At 47.5% G+C, this 14,651-nt stretch carries 20 protein-coding genes and 1 pseudogene; 10 read left to right on the top strand and 11 right to left on the bottom strand.

The features are described 5' to 3' along the window. From UC14_RS25890 to UC14_RS25875, 4 genes are all read right to left on the bottom strand, one after another. Positions 1–406: helix-turn-helix domain-containing protein (locus tag UC14_RS25890; RefSeq protein WP_157962163.1), on the bottom strand; the 406-nt coding region annotated here is incomplete at its 3' end. Next, the gene (locus UC14_RS25885) at positions 403–579 is read right to left on the bottom strand and encodes a DUF4222 domain-containing protein (RefSeq protein ID WP_112198720.1); all 177 of its coding nucleotides are present in this window, start codon (positions 577–579) and stop codon (positions 403–405) included. The genes UC14_RS25890 and UC14_RS25885, both read right to left, overlap by 4 nt. A 183-nt stretch (positions 580–762) precedes the next feature. After that, a complete protein-coding gene (locus UC14_RS25880; protein WP_014416536.1) occupies positions 763–1,269 on the bottom strand; it encodes a YmfL family putative regulatory protein in 507 nt (168 codons plus the stop codon). A gap of 19 nt (positions 1,270–1,288) precedes the next feature. Further along, positions 1,289–1,504: a Cro/CI family transcriptional regulator gene (locus UC14_RS25875; protein WP_112198719.1), complete on the bottom strand. Its 216-nt coding sequence runs from the start codon at positions 1,502–1,504 to the stop codon at positions 1,289–1,291. A gap of 97 nt (positions 1,505–1,601) precedes the next feature. Here UC14_RS25875 and UC14_RS25870 point away from each other — a divergent pair, with 97 nt between their 5' ends. After that, positions 1,602–2,246, top strand: a complete 645-nt coding sequence (locus UC14_RS25870) for a LexA family transcriptional regulator (RefSeq protein WP_112198718.1) — start codon at positions 1,602–1,604, stop codon at positions 2,244–2,246. Positions 2,247–2,477: 231 nt separating this feature from the next. Continuing rightward, positions 2,478–2,636, top strand: coding sequence for a hypothetical protein (locus UC14_RS26935; protein ID WP_197060706.1), 159 nt, complete (start codon positions 2,478–2,480; stop codon positions 2,634–2,636). Here UC14_RS26935 and UC14_RS25865 read toward each other — a convergent pair. Then, on the bottom strand, positions 2,614–2,850 hold the full coding sequence (locus tag UC14_RS25865; RefSeq protein WP_132964301.1) for a hypothetical protein: 237 nt from the start codon (positions 2,848–2,850) through the stop codon (positions 2,614–2,616). The genes UC14_RS26935 and UC14_RS25865 overlap by 23 nt on opposite strands. 842 nt (positions 2,851–3,692) lie before the next feature. Here UC14_RS25865 and UC14_RS25860 point away from each other — a divergent pair. The 6 genes from UC14_RS25860 (at position 3,693) to UC14_RS25835 (ending at position 7,395) form a co-directional block, all read left to right on the top strand. Continuing rightward, positions 3,693–4,064 carry a hypothetical protein gene (locus tag UC14_RS25860; RefSeq protein ID WP_112198717.1) on the top strand — a complete coding sequence of 124 codons (372 nt, stop codon included), beginning with the start codon at positions 3,693–3,695 and terminating at the stop codon, positions 4,062–4,064. 34 nt (positions 4,065–4,098) lie between these two features. After that, positions 4,099–4,926 carry a YfdQ family protein gene (locus UC14_RS25855; protein ID WP_112198716.1) on the top strand — a complete coding sequence of 276 codons (828 nt, stop codon included), beginning with the start codon at positions 4,099–4,101 and terminating at the stop codon, positions 4,924–4,926. A gap of 130 nt (positions 4,927–5,056) precedes the next feature. Further along, positions 5,057–5,548 carry a hypothetical protein gene (locus UC14_RS25850; RefSeq protein WP_112198715.1) on the top strand — a complete coding sequence of 164 codons (492 nt, stop codon included), beginning with the start codon at positions 5,057–5,059 and terminating at the stop codon, positions 5,546–5,548. 1 nt (position 5,549) lies between these two features. Beyond that, entirely contained in the window at positions 5,550–5,846 is a 297-nt protein-coding gene (locus UC14_RS25845) for a DUF4406 domain-containing protein (RefSeq protein ID WP_013577812.1), read from the top strand. Positions 5,847–6,044: 198 nt separating this feature from the next. Continuing rightward, complete coding sequence (locus tag UC14_RS25840) at positions 6,045–6,287, top strand: excisionase (RefSeq protein ID WP_112198714.1); 243 nt, start codon at positions 6,045–6,047, stop codon at positions 6,285–6,287. Next, positions 6,271–7,395: a site-specific integrase gene (locus tag UC14_RS25835; RefSeq protein WP_112198713.1), complete on the top strand. Its 1,125-nt coding sequence runs from the start codon at positions 6,271–6,273 to the stop codon at positions 7,393–7,395. Before UC14_RS25840 ends, UC14_RS25835 begins: the two co-directional genes overlap by 17 nt. Before the next feature lie 80 nt (positions 7,396–7,475). Here the strand turns inward: UC14_RS25835 and UC14_RS25830 are convergent. The 3 genes and pseudogenes from UC14_RS25830 to UC14_RS25820 all read right to left on the bottom strand — a co-directional run. After that, a pseudogene (locus UC14_RS25830) lies at positions 7,476–8,141 on the bottom strand (porin); the annotation flags it as partial. 605 nt (positions 8,142–8,746) lie between these two features. Further along, positions 8,747–8,935 carry a hypothetical protein gene (locus UC14_RS25825; protein ID WP_037033048.1) on the bottom strand — a complete coding sequence of 63 codons (189 nt, stop codon included), beginning with the start codon at positions 8,933–8,935 and terminating at the stop codon, positions 8,747–8,749. Between the two features lie 158 nt (positions 8,936–9,093). Beyond that, a complete protein-coding gene (locus UC14_RS25820; protein ID WP_112198711.1) occupies positions 9,094–9,507 on the bottom strand; it encodes a hypothetical protein in 414 nt (137 codons plus the stop codon). Between the two features lie 229 nt (positions 9,508–9,736). Here UC14_RS25820 and UC14_RS25815 point away from each other — a divergent pair, with 229 nt between their 5' ends. After that, complete coding sequence (locus tag UC14_RS25815) at positions 9,737–10,516, top strand: (S)-acetoin forming diacetyl reductase (protein WP_013577817.1); 780 nt, start codon at positions 9,737–9,739, stop codon at positions 10,514–10,516. A gap of 64 nt (positions 10,517–10,580) precedes the next feature. Here the strand turns inward: UC14_RS25815 and UC14_RS25810 are convergent, their stop codons facing one another. Further along, positions 10,581–11,447 carry a helix-turn-helix domain-containing protein gene (locus UC14_RS25810; RefSeq protein ID WP_013577818.1) on the bottom strand — a complete coding sequence of 289 codons (867 nt, stop codon included), beginning with the start codon at positions 11,445–11,447 and terminating at the stop codon, positions 10,581–10,583. Positions 11,448–11,867: 420 nt separating this feature from the next. Continuing rightward, complete coding sequence (locus tag UC14_RS25805; RefSeq protein WP_232829743.1) at positions 11,868–13,298, bottom strand: tannase/feruloyl esterase family alpha/beta hydrolase; 1,431 nt, start codon at positions 13,296–13,298, stop codon at positions 11,868–11,870. Positions 13,299–13,803: 505 nt separating this feature from the next. Here UC14_RS25805 and UC14_RS25800 point away from each other — a divergent pair. Continuing rightward, positions 13,804–13,971 carry a YhfL family protein gene (locus UC14_RS25800; protein WP_013577820.1) on the top strand — a complete coding sequence of 56 codons (168 nt, stop codon included), beginning with the start codon at positions 13,804–13,806 and terminating at the stop codon, positions 13,969–13,971. Between the two features lie 297 nt (positions 13,972–14,268). Here the strand turns inward: UC14_RS25800 and UC14_RS25795 are convergent. Then, positions 14,269–14,651, bottom strand: a 383-nt coding sequence (locus UC14_RS25795; RefSeq protein WP_112198709.1) for a putative 4-mercaptohistidine N1-methyltransferase, incomplete at its 5' end; no start/stop codon positions are given.

Here is a 14,651-nt window from a genome sequence, read left to right as displayed (position 1 = left end):
CCCCCCCAGATTCTGACGGGTGAAAACCGGTATTCGTGTTGGATTTTGATGCGTCGGATTTTGACCGGTCAGAATTTGAGGTGTCAGATTTTGATGCGTCAGAATCTGACGGTTGAGCGGCAGCACGAAGCTTCGCAATATTCAGCTGGTACATGTTCGATGTGTTGCGGTTTCCCTTGCGGCGCTGGGTACTGGTGATCCAGCCATCAGCCTCAAGTTTGCCCAGCGTAGTGCGCACAGTGCTTTCACCGGCGCCCAACTGACGAGCAATGGTGGTAATCGACGGCCAGCACAGGCCTTCGTCAGAACTGAAGTCAGCGAGGCGCGCCATGATGGCCACCGCCGATATTTTCAAACCGGCAGCAGCGCAACCATCCCAGACGTATGCGGATAACTTAACGCTCATAAGACCCTCTTAAATTTTCGCCGGAATTGTTCAATAGGCTGGGCGCATTCATGCGGGTAACCGGCACGCATGAAGATGACGCGATCCCCTGCTCTGTCGAAGCCCACGACGTGTACCACAACGCCCCGCCAATCTTTGTAGTGCCTGTCCAGCGTTTGGATTTCTTCAGACATGCAGTCACCTTCCGGCTTCTCACCCTGACGTAACCTACCCACCACCGGACGATCTGGTAGTTGCACGGTACCCAGTGGCCCGATACCATCACTTCGTATGACAAAGCTTGTTTGTTGCCGCCAGTCGCTTTGCAGCGCATTTGCGGGACGCCAGCTTTTATGAGTAAACTGTTCATGCGTTAATTACTCCACACACGTTTTTAATGCGCCGACGCCTCGGGACTGCACTCCTGAGGCGTCAACCCTTTCATGCAAAGCCACCACTGACTTCACATACTCATCGCGCGCAGATAAGTGCTTGAAATGCAGCGCCATAATCTCGGCCTTCTCGTTCTGATCAATCACGCCGTCATCTGCAATAGACGTGTTTATTTGCTGATCCACCTTCCCGCTCTTTGCCGCCACTTTTACGCCTTTAATAAACAGGTCAACGTGGTCCAACTCATCGCGATTTGGGATTTCAACGAACAAGCCACCGCGCCGCTGGGCGAAGTAATCCGCCAGATGATTAGTGCCGCTGATGTCTTCCATCGCTTCCAGCTCGGCAATTTCGAAGAACCGGCAGCCGTTCTTTTCGTACAAATTGTTGTTGAACTGCGTTTCAGTCATGCCCAGAGCGCCAGCCATAGCAGACCGACCGCCGGGATAGGCTTTGCACATCGTTTTAACTACTGATTTCAGGTCTACCATGTTGTTTTCCCTTTGGTAGTTATGGTTGTTCGCCACTGGTGATAGCCTTTTTGTAAAGTGTTGGGTCGTATTTCAGTTCACCTTTGGTTCTATATGCAGCCTCGGCAGCTCGGCCTTTTGGGATCAGTTGGCCAGGGCGCTTTCTCCACAAATAAAATGCTTCAGGGGATATCCCAAAAAACTCAGCGACTTTACCGGGTTCGCCAAAATATTTTTCAAGGTCACTCGTCGTCATAACACCTCCGGTTTCTAAATTAATTTAGATAGTATTATTTAATTTTATTTTGATCAATAAAAACTAAAATAACTTAGGTTCATTAAGAGGATGGAAAATGCTTACCCAAGGGCAGCGGATAAAAAACCTTCGTAAAGACAGAAAACTGACTCAAGCTCAGGTCGCAAAGGCGTTAGGTGTTAGTGATGTGACTATTGGCTACTGGGAACGTGACCTGAATGAACCGGGTGGGAAGTCTTTGAGTAATTTGGCGGCTTTTTTCGGTGTTTCTGAGGCTTTCATTCTTTACGGTAAAGAAGAAATTTCTAACATCATTCCCGCATCATTTGGGACACGTCAGATCCCCATTATCAGTTACGTTCAGGCTGGTATCTGGACATCCGCGTCGGACGCAAGCAACCTTGAAGGTAATATTGACTACATCCTAACTGACATAGGACTATCACCCCGTTCTTTTGCCTTAAAAATCAAAGGAAAGTCAATGGAGCCAGAGTTTACTGAAGGTGATCTAATTATCGTTGATCCGGACATAGGTCCGCTGCCTGGTGATTACGTTGTAGCGAAGAATGGTGAACATGAAGCAACATTCAAAAAATACAGAGCACGTGGCAGAGATGCTGGGGGTAATGAGATTTTTTCCCTTGTGCCTCTAAATCAAGATTTCCCAACAAAACATTCTGACCAAGAACCCATATCAATAATTGGCGTAATGGTAGAGCACCGAAAATTCAGACGGCGTTGATCCCCCCTTCCTACTAGCCCTACTTCATTCAAAACACCTTCCAGTTAAAAATCTAAATATTTTTAGTTTTCACTGTTGCATTAAAAACTAAATTATTTTAGATTTGCACCATCAGCAGTGATCAACGTGGATGCCCACGCAGTAGTTGCAGGTGGCTAAGAAGCATCGAATGATTCTCTCAGGTATCAGCAGCACGACGGCAAGAACGCAGCAGCTTAATGAGGTATCAGGATGGATAAGCAAGAACCGAAAATTATTGGTTTGGGATCTTCGAATGAAGAGTTAATTGAAGAAACTGTTTCTGAAATCTTGCAAAAGCATGGACACCAAGTAGCCGCCTTTTTGGAAGGCGGCGAGATTACCAAAATTAATCTCTTATCTTCGGATTGAAAGCTTCAATTCGGTTAATAAGCAACTTGGTTGCCGAGGCAACGGCAGGATCCTTACCTTTATAAGCTTGAGCATGACGATTTAGATTTTCAATGACGTCGCTTTTTACTGTGGGTAAGGCGGTTGAAACGGAATGAAGCGCTACCGTGAATGCGTTCTCAAGAGCTTCAATCCTACGGGCTAAAGTGACTAAATTAGTCGAAGCGTTTTCCACCTTCATTTCCTTCTTGGCTGTGTGAGAACTACCAAGATAACACCGCCGCCTGAGGTGGAGAAGTGACCAGGCATACAACGGCAAGAACACTGGGGTTGAGGAGCTCATCAACCGAAGTCACTCATGACCACAGTTGAAAAGTGTTCTTGCCGATGTTTAGGGATTAGTGGATCTGTAAGTCAGGGACTAGCGTCAGATATGGAATTTCGCGGAAGGTTACAACTTCATGAACGTTAACTGGATGCTTACACACTGCACATACGATGGAGGAGATAGTCTCAGAGAATACGACGTCAGAAGTGACATTGAATCTCTCAGAATTACATTTTTCGCAGATAAGTTTTATATCGGGCATTTTTAACTCACGGATAAGTGATGATCTTAATCAGATTATTAAGAATTTTCTTATTCCAATGATAAGTATAGCAGACGTTTAGATTCTTGAATGAGTGCATAACGTAAAGAGCACTGACGGTGAGCAAGCTGGCAAAGCTTTCAACATCCTACAGTCCAGTTAGTGCTCTCTCCGTTGTGGCCAGCATCAGGTGATGGTCGGGTTCCCTACCCGATTGCGGGTTCGACTCCCGCCGCCCATTCAGATCGACGTGGAACCTCGATAATTGCTGTGTGTAGCTGTCTTTCGGCGGTGGCTTGACTCTTCAACCATCCAACATCAGGGGGAGCGAAGATAATGTTCTGATCATGACCACCGCCAATTTTTTCGCAGGCATAGACAAGGGTTCGCTGGCCCCACCCAGCACGCCCTGTGCATTACCGGCTGCCCTTGTCTATGTGTGTGAGTAATTTCCCGCGGTGTGCGCCGCGATAATGAGGGCATGAAAATGGCTGAAAGTCGTATGACCAACGTCCCGGAGTTTCTCTCCGAATTGGACGCCGGTATTTTCGAAAACAAAATCGCCGCCGCGCTGAATACTGCCGCTCTGGGTGTTCTGAATAACGGTGGTAAAGGCAAAGTGTCCATCGAGATTGATGTTTCCCGAATCAGTAATTCGATGGAAGAAAAACGCGTGATGCTGGCTCACAAATTGAAGTTCTCAGCACCTACGCCTCGCGGAAAAACGTCGGAAGAAGACACTACCGAAACCCCTATGTACGTGGGCAAAGGCGGCAAGCTGACCATCATGCAGGAAGATCAGGGCCAATTGTTCACCATCGCCGGAGATCCTGACGGCAAACTCCGTGACGCGCGATAAGCATCGTTTAACCATCCGATAAAAGGAGATTGTTATGTCTCAAGTTTTAGACGCATCAGCAATCAAAGAAGTCCGGGATATGTCCCTTTCTAATCTGCTGGAAGAACGCCTGTCTTCAGCAGACTGCCCTGCTGTTGCTTTGCCTGAATCTGTCCGTATTCATTCGCTTGAAAACCTGCAAGATGGCCGGTTCCGCTTCCGCGGGAAAATGGAAACCGCCAGCATTCAGGATTTCTCCCGCTACTGCAAAGATTACGCAGGCGAAGGCGTCCGCAGCTTCATTAATGCTGACAACATGGCAGCGGTGACTGTGTTTAACCTTGGCACTCTGACTGCACCAGGTCACGCAGATAACATCGCAGTTTTGAAACTGAAACGCACTGCGCCATTCCAGGCTTTGCTGAACATCAATGGCGATAAAAACTCACAGAAGGATCTGGCCGAGTGGCTCGAAGACTGGTCTGAATTCCTGATGGCTTTCACCGCTGACGGAGAAGTGCTGGACATCAAGAAAGCGATCGGCGGCGTCCGTAAAATTACCATCGAAGCATCCAGTTCTGCGGATCATGAAGATAGTGATTTCGGCGCCAAGCGCTCAGTGATGGAAAGCGTTGAGGCAAAAAGCAAAGAAGTCATGCCTGCGGCATTCGAATTTAAGTGCGTGCCATATGAAGGGCTGGGAGAACGCCGATTCCGCCTGCGCTACAGCGTACTGACCGGCGGCAATGCTCCGGTGCTGGTTCTGCGCATCGTGCAGTTGGAAACGGCTGAAGAACTGATGGCGACCGAGTTCCGCGAGCTGCTCGAAACCAATTTCACCGACGTTGAAGTAGAAACATTCATCGGAGAGTTCAAAGCCTGATAGCGCGGCCTTAAATGCCCTGGTCCACTGGGGCATTTAGTGAATCGTTATTACTGAAATTTAATTGCCAATGCTGGCAAGGGATTCGCTCACGCCGAAATCTGGAAATCACTTATTTAGGAATGCAGCCATGAAACTTATTCAACCGGTCACACCAGAACGCAATGCCGATAACTTGGGATATTGGACTCACCCTGATTTCTTCGAACCGGCCAACGGTAACGAATACCCAGCGCCAGGCGAATTTGAAGCGTGGGCAAAAGCTCAGGGTGTCGAGGTTTATACCCTGTCACTTGATGCCGATCCAGCAGCTGACGATATTCAGGCCGCCTATGAAGTAGGCGAAGCTGATGTTTCTGCGTGGAACCCTACTCCGCCAATCGGTGAAGGCTGGTTCCTTGCCTCAATTCACGATACCGAGGACGGCCCTTATAGCGTTTGGTTCCGCCGCAATACTGAAGAACAAGCCGAAATTGCGCGCCTTAAAACCGACTTTTTGGAAAAGCACCAGGTGGCGATCACCGCCGCTTATGAATATTTCAAAGCCAGCCCTGTGGGTAATGAACGCACTACCGCACACCAGATTTATCAGGTACTGCGCACGGCTACGAGGGTGGGCTGAAATGAAAGTTTATATCGCCGGGCCAATGACAGGCCTGCCACATTTCAACCGCCCTGCTTTCAAACGGGCAGCTATAAACCTGTCATTTGAAAAGCATGTGCCACTGAATCCGGCAATCATGCCTGATGGCCTAACAAAAGCTGATTACATGGCTATCGGCCTGACGATGCTGCAACGCGCCGAAGCGATTTACCTGCTTACCGGTTGGCAGTTCAGCGCAGGCGCCAGAGCTGAACATGCGCTGGCCTTAAAGTTGGGTTTGGAAGTAATCGAACAGAGGGAAAGAAGCCATGGCTGAGACAACCCGTTCACATTTCGTCAGGCGGTTTTGCGTGAAAAGAATGCTGAATCTGTGGTTTGTTCCAGTTGAGTTTGCGCCAGCAATGTCGCCAGGTATGAAAATGCTCTGGTGGCGAGTTGGAAAATATTACGGCCGATTTCGGTTCAGTCAGTAAACCGGTTGCAGCCGGTTATAACTAAACGTGTGGAGTGATATATGACGAGAACATTAACGCTTGATGAATGGGCTCTCGAAGAGTTTTCCGCGCCAATACCTAGCAGACCAACGCTGATGAGGTATGCGAAAAATGGAATGATATACCCCCTGCCCTTTAAAGCCGGGCGGTGCTGGCGTGTTGAAGCATCAGCGCGTTTCATTGGGATAGCCGAGAAGCCTGTGATCAACAAGGAAATAGATCCACGTTTAATGAGGATTCTCGAAGATGGCACGTCCACGTAAATATAACGTGAATATTCCCGGGCTGTCGTGCTACTTGGACGCCAGAACCAATAAAGTTTACTGGCGTTACAAGCATCCAGCTACAGGTAAGTTCCACGGTTTGGGGGACAACGAAGAGGAGGCAAAAGCAATCGCAATAGATGCGAATATGCAACTCAATCAGAGGAAAATGGCAAATCTCCTGAGAGTAAGAAATGAAATTAGCCGTGAAGTGAATAAAGGCATCACTACCAATGCATGGGTTGATAAATACAGAGCGATTCAGCTAGAAAGGGTTAAAGCTGGTGAAATAAAACCCGATACAGCGAAATTGCGGGAACCTTCTTTACGAGCATTAATTTCTCATTGCGGGATAAAACCATTGTCGGAAGTCGGTGCCAGAGATATTGCTGGGATCCTCGATATTTACATTGAAAAAGGTCAGGGAAGGATGGCGCAGATGGTGCGTTCGAATCTAAGTGATGTATTCAAAGAAGCTCAGCATGCAGGTGAAGTTCCGGCTGGTTATAACCCTGCGAAGGCAACAAAACAACCTCGGGCAAAAGTTTCACGACAGAGACTTTCATTTGATGAATGGAAAGCCATTTATTCGGCTGCATTAACGTTACCGGTGCATATTCCCAGGGCAATGCTATTGGCCTTAATTACAGGCCAACGGATAGGAGATATATCAAAGTTGAAATTTACTGATATCTGGGATGACAAACTTCATGTAGTTCAGCAAAAAACCGGGGCTAAAGTAGCTATACCCCTTTCTTTGAAATGTGAGGCGTTGGGACTGTCTCTTCAGGATGTGATAGCTGAATGCCGAGATTCTGTTTTGAGTCAGTGGATCTTGCATCATCACCGTTCACGAAGAAACTGTACCCGTGGTGGGCAGATAACTAAAAGCACACTCTCAAAAGGATTTGCTGAAGCCCGAGATAAAAGTGGTCTGCTGTGGGAGGGAGAGAATCCTCCAACATTCCATGAACAGAGGTCATTGTCGGAACGCTTATTCAGAGAGCAAGGAATAAACACGCAAGTTTTACTTGGACATAAAAATAGTCAAATGACGGAGAAGTATAACGACGACCGGGGGAAAGACTGGAAGGAAGTTGTTGTTTAATTAAGATGCCGTTTTGCAGAAGAATTTTGCAGGAGTTTTGCAGGGATGAACATTTACTCTTAAATAATAGTCAGTTAGCAGTTGATACCCATACCGAAGTCATAAGTGGTAGAAAGAGCATAGCCATCACCATTCTGATGACGAACATCGCGGCCATTATTCGTGCCTTCACCTGCTGGTGTATAGTTAATGTCTTCGCTGTTGTTATCGCCATCATTCGCACCCTGATATTGCAGCGCAAAGTTCCAGCCTTTTACTTCACCAAAGAAGTCTGTATTACGGTAAGTCGCAACGCCATTAGTACGACCAACCATAAAGTTATCAGAGGAGGTGTAGGTATCGCCGCCGAACACTGGCAGCATATCGGTCCAGGCTTCAATGTCATACACAACGCCGTAGTTACGGCCGTAATCGAATGAACCGAAGTCAGCGAATTTCAGACCTGCAAAGCCCAGACGGGTGGCGTTGCCTGATGTACCTGTACTTTCAGAATTATTAGCCTGGACGTTGTATTCCCACTGGCCGTAACCGGTCAGTTGATCGGTAATTTGGGTTTCACCTTTAAAGCCTACACGAACATACGTTACGTCGCCGTCCTGACCTGCATCACCTGAAAATTGGTGACGTGCATCAACTTTGCCATACAGGTCCAGTTTATTGCCGTCTTTATTATATATTTCTGCGGAATGAGCTGCGCCTGCAACCAGTAATGCCGGGATAATAAGTGCCAATGCTTTTAATTTCATGATGTATTCCTTTATCATTTAATTGGATACTTGAATTTATTATATATATATTTTCAATGAGTTAGACTCGTATTAATATTACCTGCAGAGTTCCGTGGTTCTGTAGATAAATTATCGGTTTTAATTTTATTATTTATTACTAATTATTTCTGTCGGTATTATCAATATTTCGAATGAATGTTATAGTTAATTTCATATAAAATATGTATTTATAATTATATATTTTTCTGTGGTACTTTATTTCCGGGTTGTGGAATCATCACTGCAATCCTATTTACCCTTCCTTGGTTTTACTTATATTCTTTTTAGTCGCCGTTTTACCAACGGCGTTAGTATGTCGCCCCGCCTGACTGCGGGGCTTTTTTTTGCATAAAAAAACCCATAACCGGCGAAAGTTATGGGCTCAACAAATGAGAGAGAGAACTAAAATTTCTACGACGAGGTCAGAGAGACTTTCCACAACAACCTGCATAACAGATGTCACGGTTGCGTTATCCGCAGCGGAAACACCGGCTATTCAGGGTACAGCACATAATTTCAGGAGAAGGCTTCTCTCATGGCACAGCTCGTTCCAGTAACTGAGCCGCAATAAACGGATATAACGATCAGGAGCGGCGAAACCAGGCCGGATCACTGTTCCCCACATCAATACCGTAAAGACAGCCTGTGGCGAGAAAGCTTTCCAGCAGACGGGATGTATCCTGCGCCCTCTCCGCTGGTGGATGACTGACCTTGCGGTGCGTGATACGTTGCCATAGCGAACGGCGCTCAGCAGTGTGTACAGTGATTGACATACAGGCCTCCGGTTAATCGCAGCTTCAAAATCAAAGCTTTCTTTAACGCTGGTTTCAAAATCGTGGCAAACGATGCCTGCCGCGGGAATGAACGTAGTAAACCTTTTATGAACGGCAAACTGAACCAACCATTTTTGCTTTCTTTATGAAGTTTTGAACTATAACTCCCGCAGCCAAACGCCTTCGCAGAACAGTTTTGCACAGGCCAGACTTTGCTGATGACGTAATGCCGGATCTGCGGGATCTTGCGCGAATTGTACCAGCATGCCGGTAAAACATTGCGCGAGCATGAGGGCAGAAATTTCTTTGCGGAAAAGTTTGCTTTGCTGATTTTGCACGAGGTTTTCTGCCATCAGGTTGATCAGCAAACGCTGTGTCTCTTGCGCCAGAGGTGGCAGCAAAAACACCTGCTGCGTCAGTTCATTGTTTTCAGCGAAAAAATTCAGCAACTTGCGAAAGCAGAGCGCCATCCGGTCCAGTACCTGATTTTCGGCAACGTCAGGCGCAATCTGTAATGAACGCACCAGTGCAGTCAGGCGTTCACGGAAAAGAACAATATTATTGCCGGTCATTTCTGCATCCTTACTCTCTTACACGTATGCCATTCTAAACGACTTGCTGGCAGGAACAGCCATTTGCGTTTGACCAAATCAGAAAAAGTTAATGACCGTGCTTAACAATTGCACATTGGGAGCGGCAGGCGTAAACCAGTGGATAGCTCACGCAACGGCACCGGGTCGGGTAGACCGTGTCTTGCGCGCAGCACCTGAAGAAGATACCGAATACATAGAGGATAGTCGTATGTCTAAAAATGGAAAAGTGGCTTTAGTGACAGGTGGTGGTCAGGGGATCGGCCGCGCGATTGCACTGCGTCTGGCGAAGGATGGTTTTGCTGTGGCCGTGGTGGATTTTAATGGGGAAACAGCGAAAAAAGTTGCCGAAGAAATTAATCATGCCGGTGGTAAAGCCATTGCTCAGTTGGCGGACGTTTCAGACCGGGAGCAAGTTTTTGCTGCCGTAGAAGCGGCCACCAGGCAACTCGGTGGTTTTGACGTCATCGTTAATAATGCCGGGATTGCGCCGACGACACTGATTGAAGACATCACCCCGGAAATCGTCGATAAAGTTTATAATATCAACGTGAAAGGTGTCATTTGGGGCATTCAGGCGGCGGTCAAAGCGTTCAAGTCACAAGGGCATGGCGGCAAAATTATTAATGCGTCATCACAGGCCGGGCATGTGGGTAACCCTGAACTGGCGATCTACAGTTCGAGTAAATTTGCGGTGCGCGGGCTGACACAAACTGCAGCGCGTGACCTGGCCTCGCTGGGTATTACTGTCAATGCCTACTGTCCTGGGATTGTGAAAACACCGATGTGGGAAGAAATAGACCGTCAGGTGTCAGCGGCAGCCGGAAAACCGGCGGGCTATGGTACACAAGAATTCGCCAAGAATATTACGCTGAAACGCCTTTCTGAGCCGGAAGATGTCGCGGCTTGCGTTTCTTATCTGGCCGGGCCGGATTCTGATTACATGACGGGTCAGGCTTTGCTGATCGACGGCGGTATGGTGTTCAACTGATCCCCTTTCCCGCCCGTCAGGCCTCTCATAATGAGGGGCTTTTTTGTTTCTCTTTTCTACCTGATCACTGTGTGGCCAGCGGAATATAGTATTCGCAGGTCACGCCTTTGAGCGCAGATTCACGCGAGTACTTCTCCAGGTCCGGTTGCATAATAAATTCAAGACCCAGCGTAGGCAAAAACACAGAATACAGATAAAGAATAAAATCGTTCAACCGGCTAAGATCGTACGGATAGTTGATCTTCAGATAACGGCTGGCCGGAACCAGGATGTTGTGGCTGTCGCTGGTGTGTACCTGATGCGCCACTGTATAATCCATCTGCAACGCATTCGCCACTTCATCATTCGTATCAGGCCGGCAGTCCGACAATCCCCAGACCGGTGCCCGCAGAGATTCCGGTGTTTCCAGATAACGCAGCAACTCCGCGCGGTGAACGTGATTCTTACTGTTGAATAAGGCTTCAATGGGGTAAGAATGCGAGATCGTATCCCCTTCAAACGCCATCACCGGTAACTCGACGATTTCATATTCCGGCTGCGGAAACTCATCGACGGTAAGCGGCGCGGTGATCCCGTTCATGGTCCATGATGCATTGCGGCGATACGTACCGGGAGTTTCGGCGAAATTCTTCTTGAACGATCGGGTGAACGTTTGCTGCGAATCGTACGAGTAGTACAACGAAATATCGAGGATAGGCATATTGGTCAGACGCAACGCGATAGCGGCCATCGTGAGACGGCGGTCACGAATGTATTTACCTAGTGCGTAACCCGTTTTACTTTTAAACAAACGCTGAAGATACCATGGTGAATAGCCGGTTTTTTTTGAGGCTTTTTCCATGGTCAGACGATCACTTAAGTTGACTTCGATCCAGTAGAGTAACTCTTTGATCAAATCGTCATGAAAATCAGGTTTTTGTTCGCTCTGCAAAATGAACTCCCTGTGCTGCAATAAAGTCGCGTGATTAGGACGCGACAGATTTTGAAATCATATGCACTACAATGGCATCCGCGCTCTGGCTAACGTTTTTTAGACATCAGAGGTTTCCTCACATACCGTTCGGCAGGCGTAAAGCTCATTTTCGATGGCGCGGTTAAGATTGTATTCTGCACAGTCTGCGCTCAGCCCGAGCGTTTCCAGGCGTGACATGGCATCCATGCTGCTTTACACAGATAAGCCACAGGAGTAACCGAAGAAAAGTAGATAGCTGAGGATAATGCCAAGACTTGAACGGATGTTCAAGTTATTTGAGAACGCTCATTCACCTGTGAATTTATATAGGTAAATGACTTGCAATCTCCTGCAAAAGCATACCCGCTGAGGCAGGCAGAAAAGTGAATATGAGAAATATTATCTGGCGGAACAGGTAAAACTGGAGGCCATTTTCGTGTCACCCTGTCCGTTGTATCGTGGGAATAACGGATAATCACACAACGGCATTTCGCGCCCGGCAGTTGCTTTGTTTGTATCAATCATCACTTGCTGACCCGGATCTATCCCATGAACAACCCATTTATCCAGGGTTCCTAATGAATCCCAACTCACCCGATATGTCCCGCTGCTGTGCGTGAAACCCGGTGCCAGGTAGAAACGGGCAAACTGATGAAGTTCTTGCTCACCAAATTCAGCTTTCAGCTTCTCGTAATACGCTACGGTGTTTCCCGGCGGAACAGCCATATCCGCCGTGCCATGCATCAGTAAAAGTTTGCCTCCATGCTGCACAAAAGTGTGAATATCAGCACTATCATTATCGATTTGTGCCGCCAGTTCTTTCAGCCTCGTCTCATGGGCTGCGGGATTAAACTGAAGAGAGTCGTAATTCGCATCTCGCATCACTTCGTAGCGGACAGCTTGATCGCCCATCATGTAAGGGAATGAAATAATGATATTACTGGCTTCTGGTTTTGGCTTGTTTGCACCTGAACCAAAAACACTGACCAACGCAGAAGCGTCTGCACCACGTAAAATTGGCCATGGGGCAAAGTGATCGCCAGTTAGCAGGTTGACACCCAGAGGCACCGGTTTATTAAGCATCTGGACCAGCGCGATTTGCGTATCTGAAAGGCAGTTGGCGCCTATATCTTTCCCATCCGGGCAGCGCAGATGAGCCAGTTTAAATGTCGAACTGCAGGTATCCGGATTGGCGACTACACCATCAGCCAGACCATCCAGTTTGTCACAGGCACCGGTAACGGCATTGGCAATCAGTGCGGCTTTGGCCGGCGAAATCCACGCGCCCGGCGTGTTGTAGATTGCCTTCCCGATACTGATCCCGGCCATGTGCAGTTCAACGACGTTATACACCGGATGAATGGCAATCGCGCCGTCATAGTCAAGCGGGAAGCGCTGGATCGCCGCAAGCGCTTCGTGGCCGCCTTGCGAATTACCCTGAAAATACATGTGAGCAGGTTTTCGACCATAAGCCTGTTGGATCAAGGCAACGGCCACATCGTGTGTTTTCTTGATTTGCCCACCGGCAAAGTTATCCCAGGCTTCCCCGTTAAGGGTAAAGGAAGCATCGGATACTCCACCCTGATGGCCTGAATCACTGCCAAACGTGGCATAACCTTGCTTTATTGCGCCGGGTGTTGCTGCCGGCGCCAGACGTGCTGTATCAGCGTCTTTAATCGCACCGTCAAAACCACTGCCACCCAGTTGCAGGGCTTTACCATTCCAGTCAAGCGGCAGGTAAAGCTGAAAATTAATATCGGGCGCGTTGAGATCGACGGGCCTGATCTGCCCTTCAATCTTGCAATGTTGATTACCCGGATGGCCCGCCATTGCCACTGTGGTGACCCGCGCCCCCCTTGTCGGAAGCCCGATTGCGTCTGCATTGATATGCACATTTTTTAAGGCGACGCACTGTGCTTCGGTGAGGCCTTTTTCAGGGGCAGCTAAAACAGTAGCGGTGAACAGCATAAGCAAGCAGAGGCAGAAGGGAGCTTTCATCAGACAACGTTCATTCCGGCGGCTAAGTAGCGGCAGTTTGTCATTAAATGACCTGTTAAAGAAGTCTTTTGACTATTCAGTGTTTAAAAAAATGGTCACAATATGCATTAATTATATATCTGATGAATATTAATCTCTCGCAAAATTATCGACATCATTGAGTTTATAAACATATTAATAATGAATATCTTAAAATAAAGCAAGGCAGGGTAATATTAAAAATGCGCAGTGATGGGTATTTATTTGCCTGTTATGGATGTTAAGCGTATATTCGCGTTTGCCTGAATTTAAAATGACGGCCTATATACATAATCATCTATTTTAAAAAGGAATTTATATGAAAAACTTATTTAAGTTAGCTCTTCTCGCTGCGGTAGTTACGACACTTTCAGGCTGTACCGGTAGCGTTTTTAATAAAGAGAAAAATTGTGACTATACTTATTTGCTGCACCCTGCGATTTCAATTTCTAAAATGATCGGGGGTTGTGGTCCGGCAGAGAAATAAGTAGCGAGTTTTGTCATGCCGGACCTCAGTGTCCGGCATTTGCTATTCTGCAACGCCTGAATTCATAATCTTTACCGTTTCCCCCTTTTTTCATTACCGAGCCATAAGATCATACCAGCCAATTTTAGTTACAACATACATATATTCAGATAAATCAAAACACCAAAAACTTAACCAAAAGTGTCTTCTGTATTTCTTCAGGACGAACGTGTCTTAGATTTATTGACCAGCCTCCATCAGCACGGATAAAAAAATGGCCGCATAAGCGACCATTAACCTCTTTCAGAAATAGAGAATTTACCGCTTACGCCACAGTGTAAGTTCCGCTACGGTATGCTGGAATTTCCTCGCCGTTTCACGGATCACAAACGGAACATCTGCCGGTTGCCTAACCTCTTCAAATCCACTCGCCAGCAAACGTTTCAACGCCTGATGCGTCGTAACAGCTTCACCATTTTCCCGGAACCCGCCCAGCCAGTGCTCTTTCGGTGTAAACTCTTCGAGCCAGGTGTAAGGTGAAGAAAGCATGAGTAAGCCGCCAGAACGAATCATTGGCGTAATATCTGTCAGAAAACGTGCAGGTTCACGCAGTCGATCCAGCAAATTAGCCGCCAGGACCAGATCGTATAATTCCGCCTGCGGCTTCAGGTTACAGGCATCACCCTGCACAAAATTCACCC

Origin of the sequence: Rahnella sp. NRRL B-41462 (genome assembly GCF_003263525.1) — a bacterium.
Classification (GTDB): domain Bacteria; phylum Pseudomonadota; class Gammaproteobacteria; order Enterobacterales; family Enterobacteriaceae; genus Rahnella; species Rahnella aceris.
Note: the sequence above shows the minus strand (reverse complement) of the source record. Positions and strands in the feature narration are given on the sequence as shown.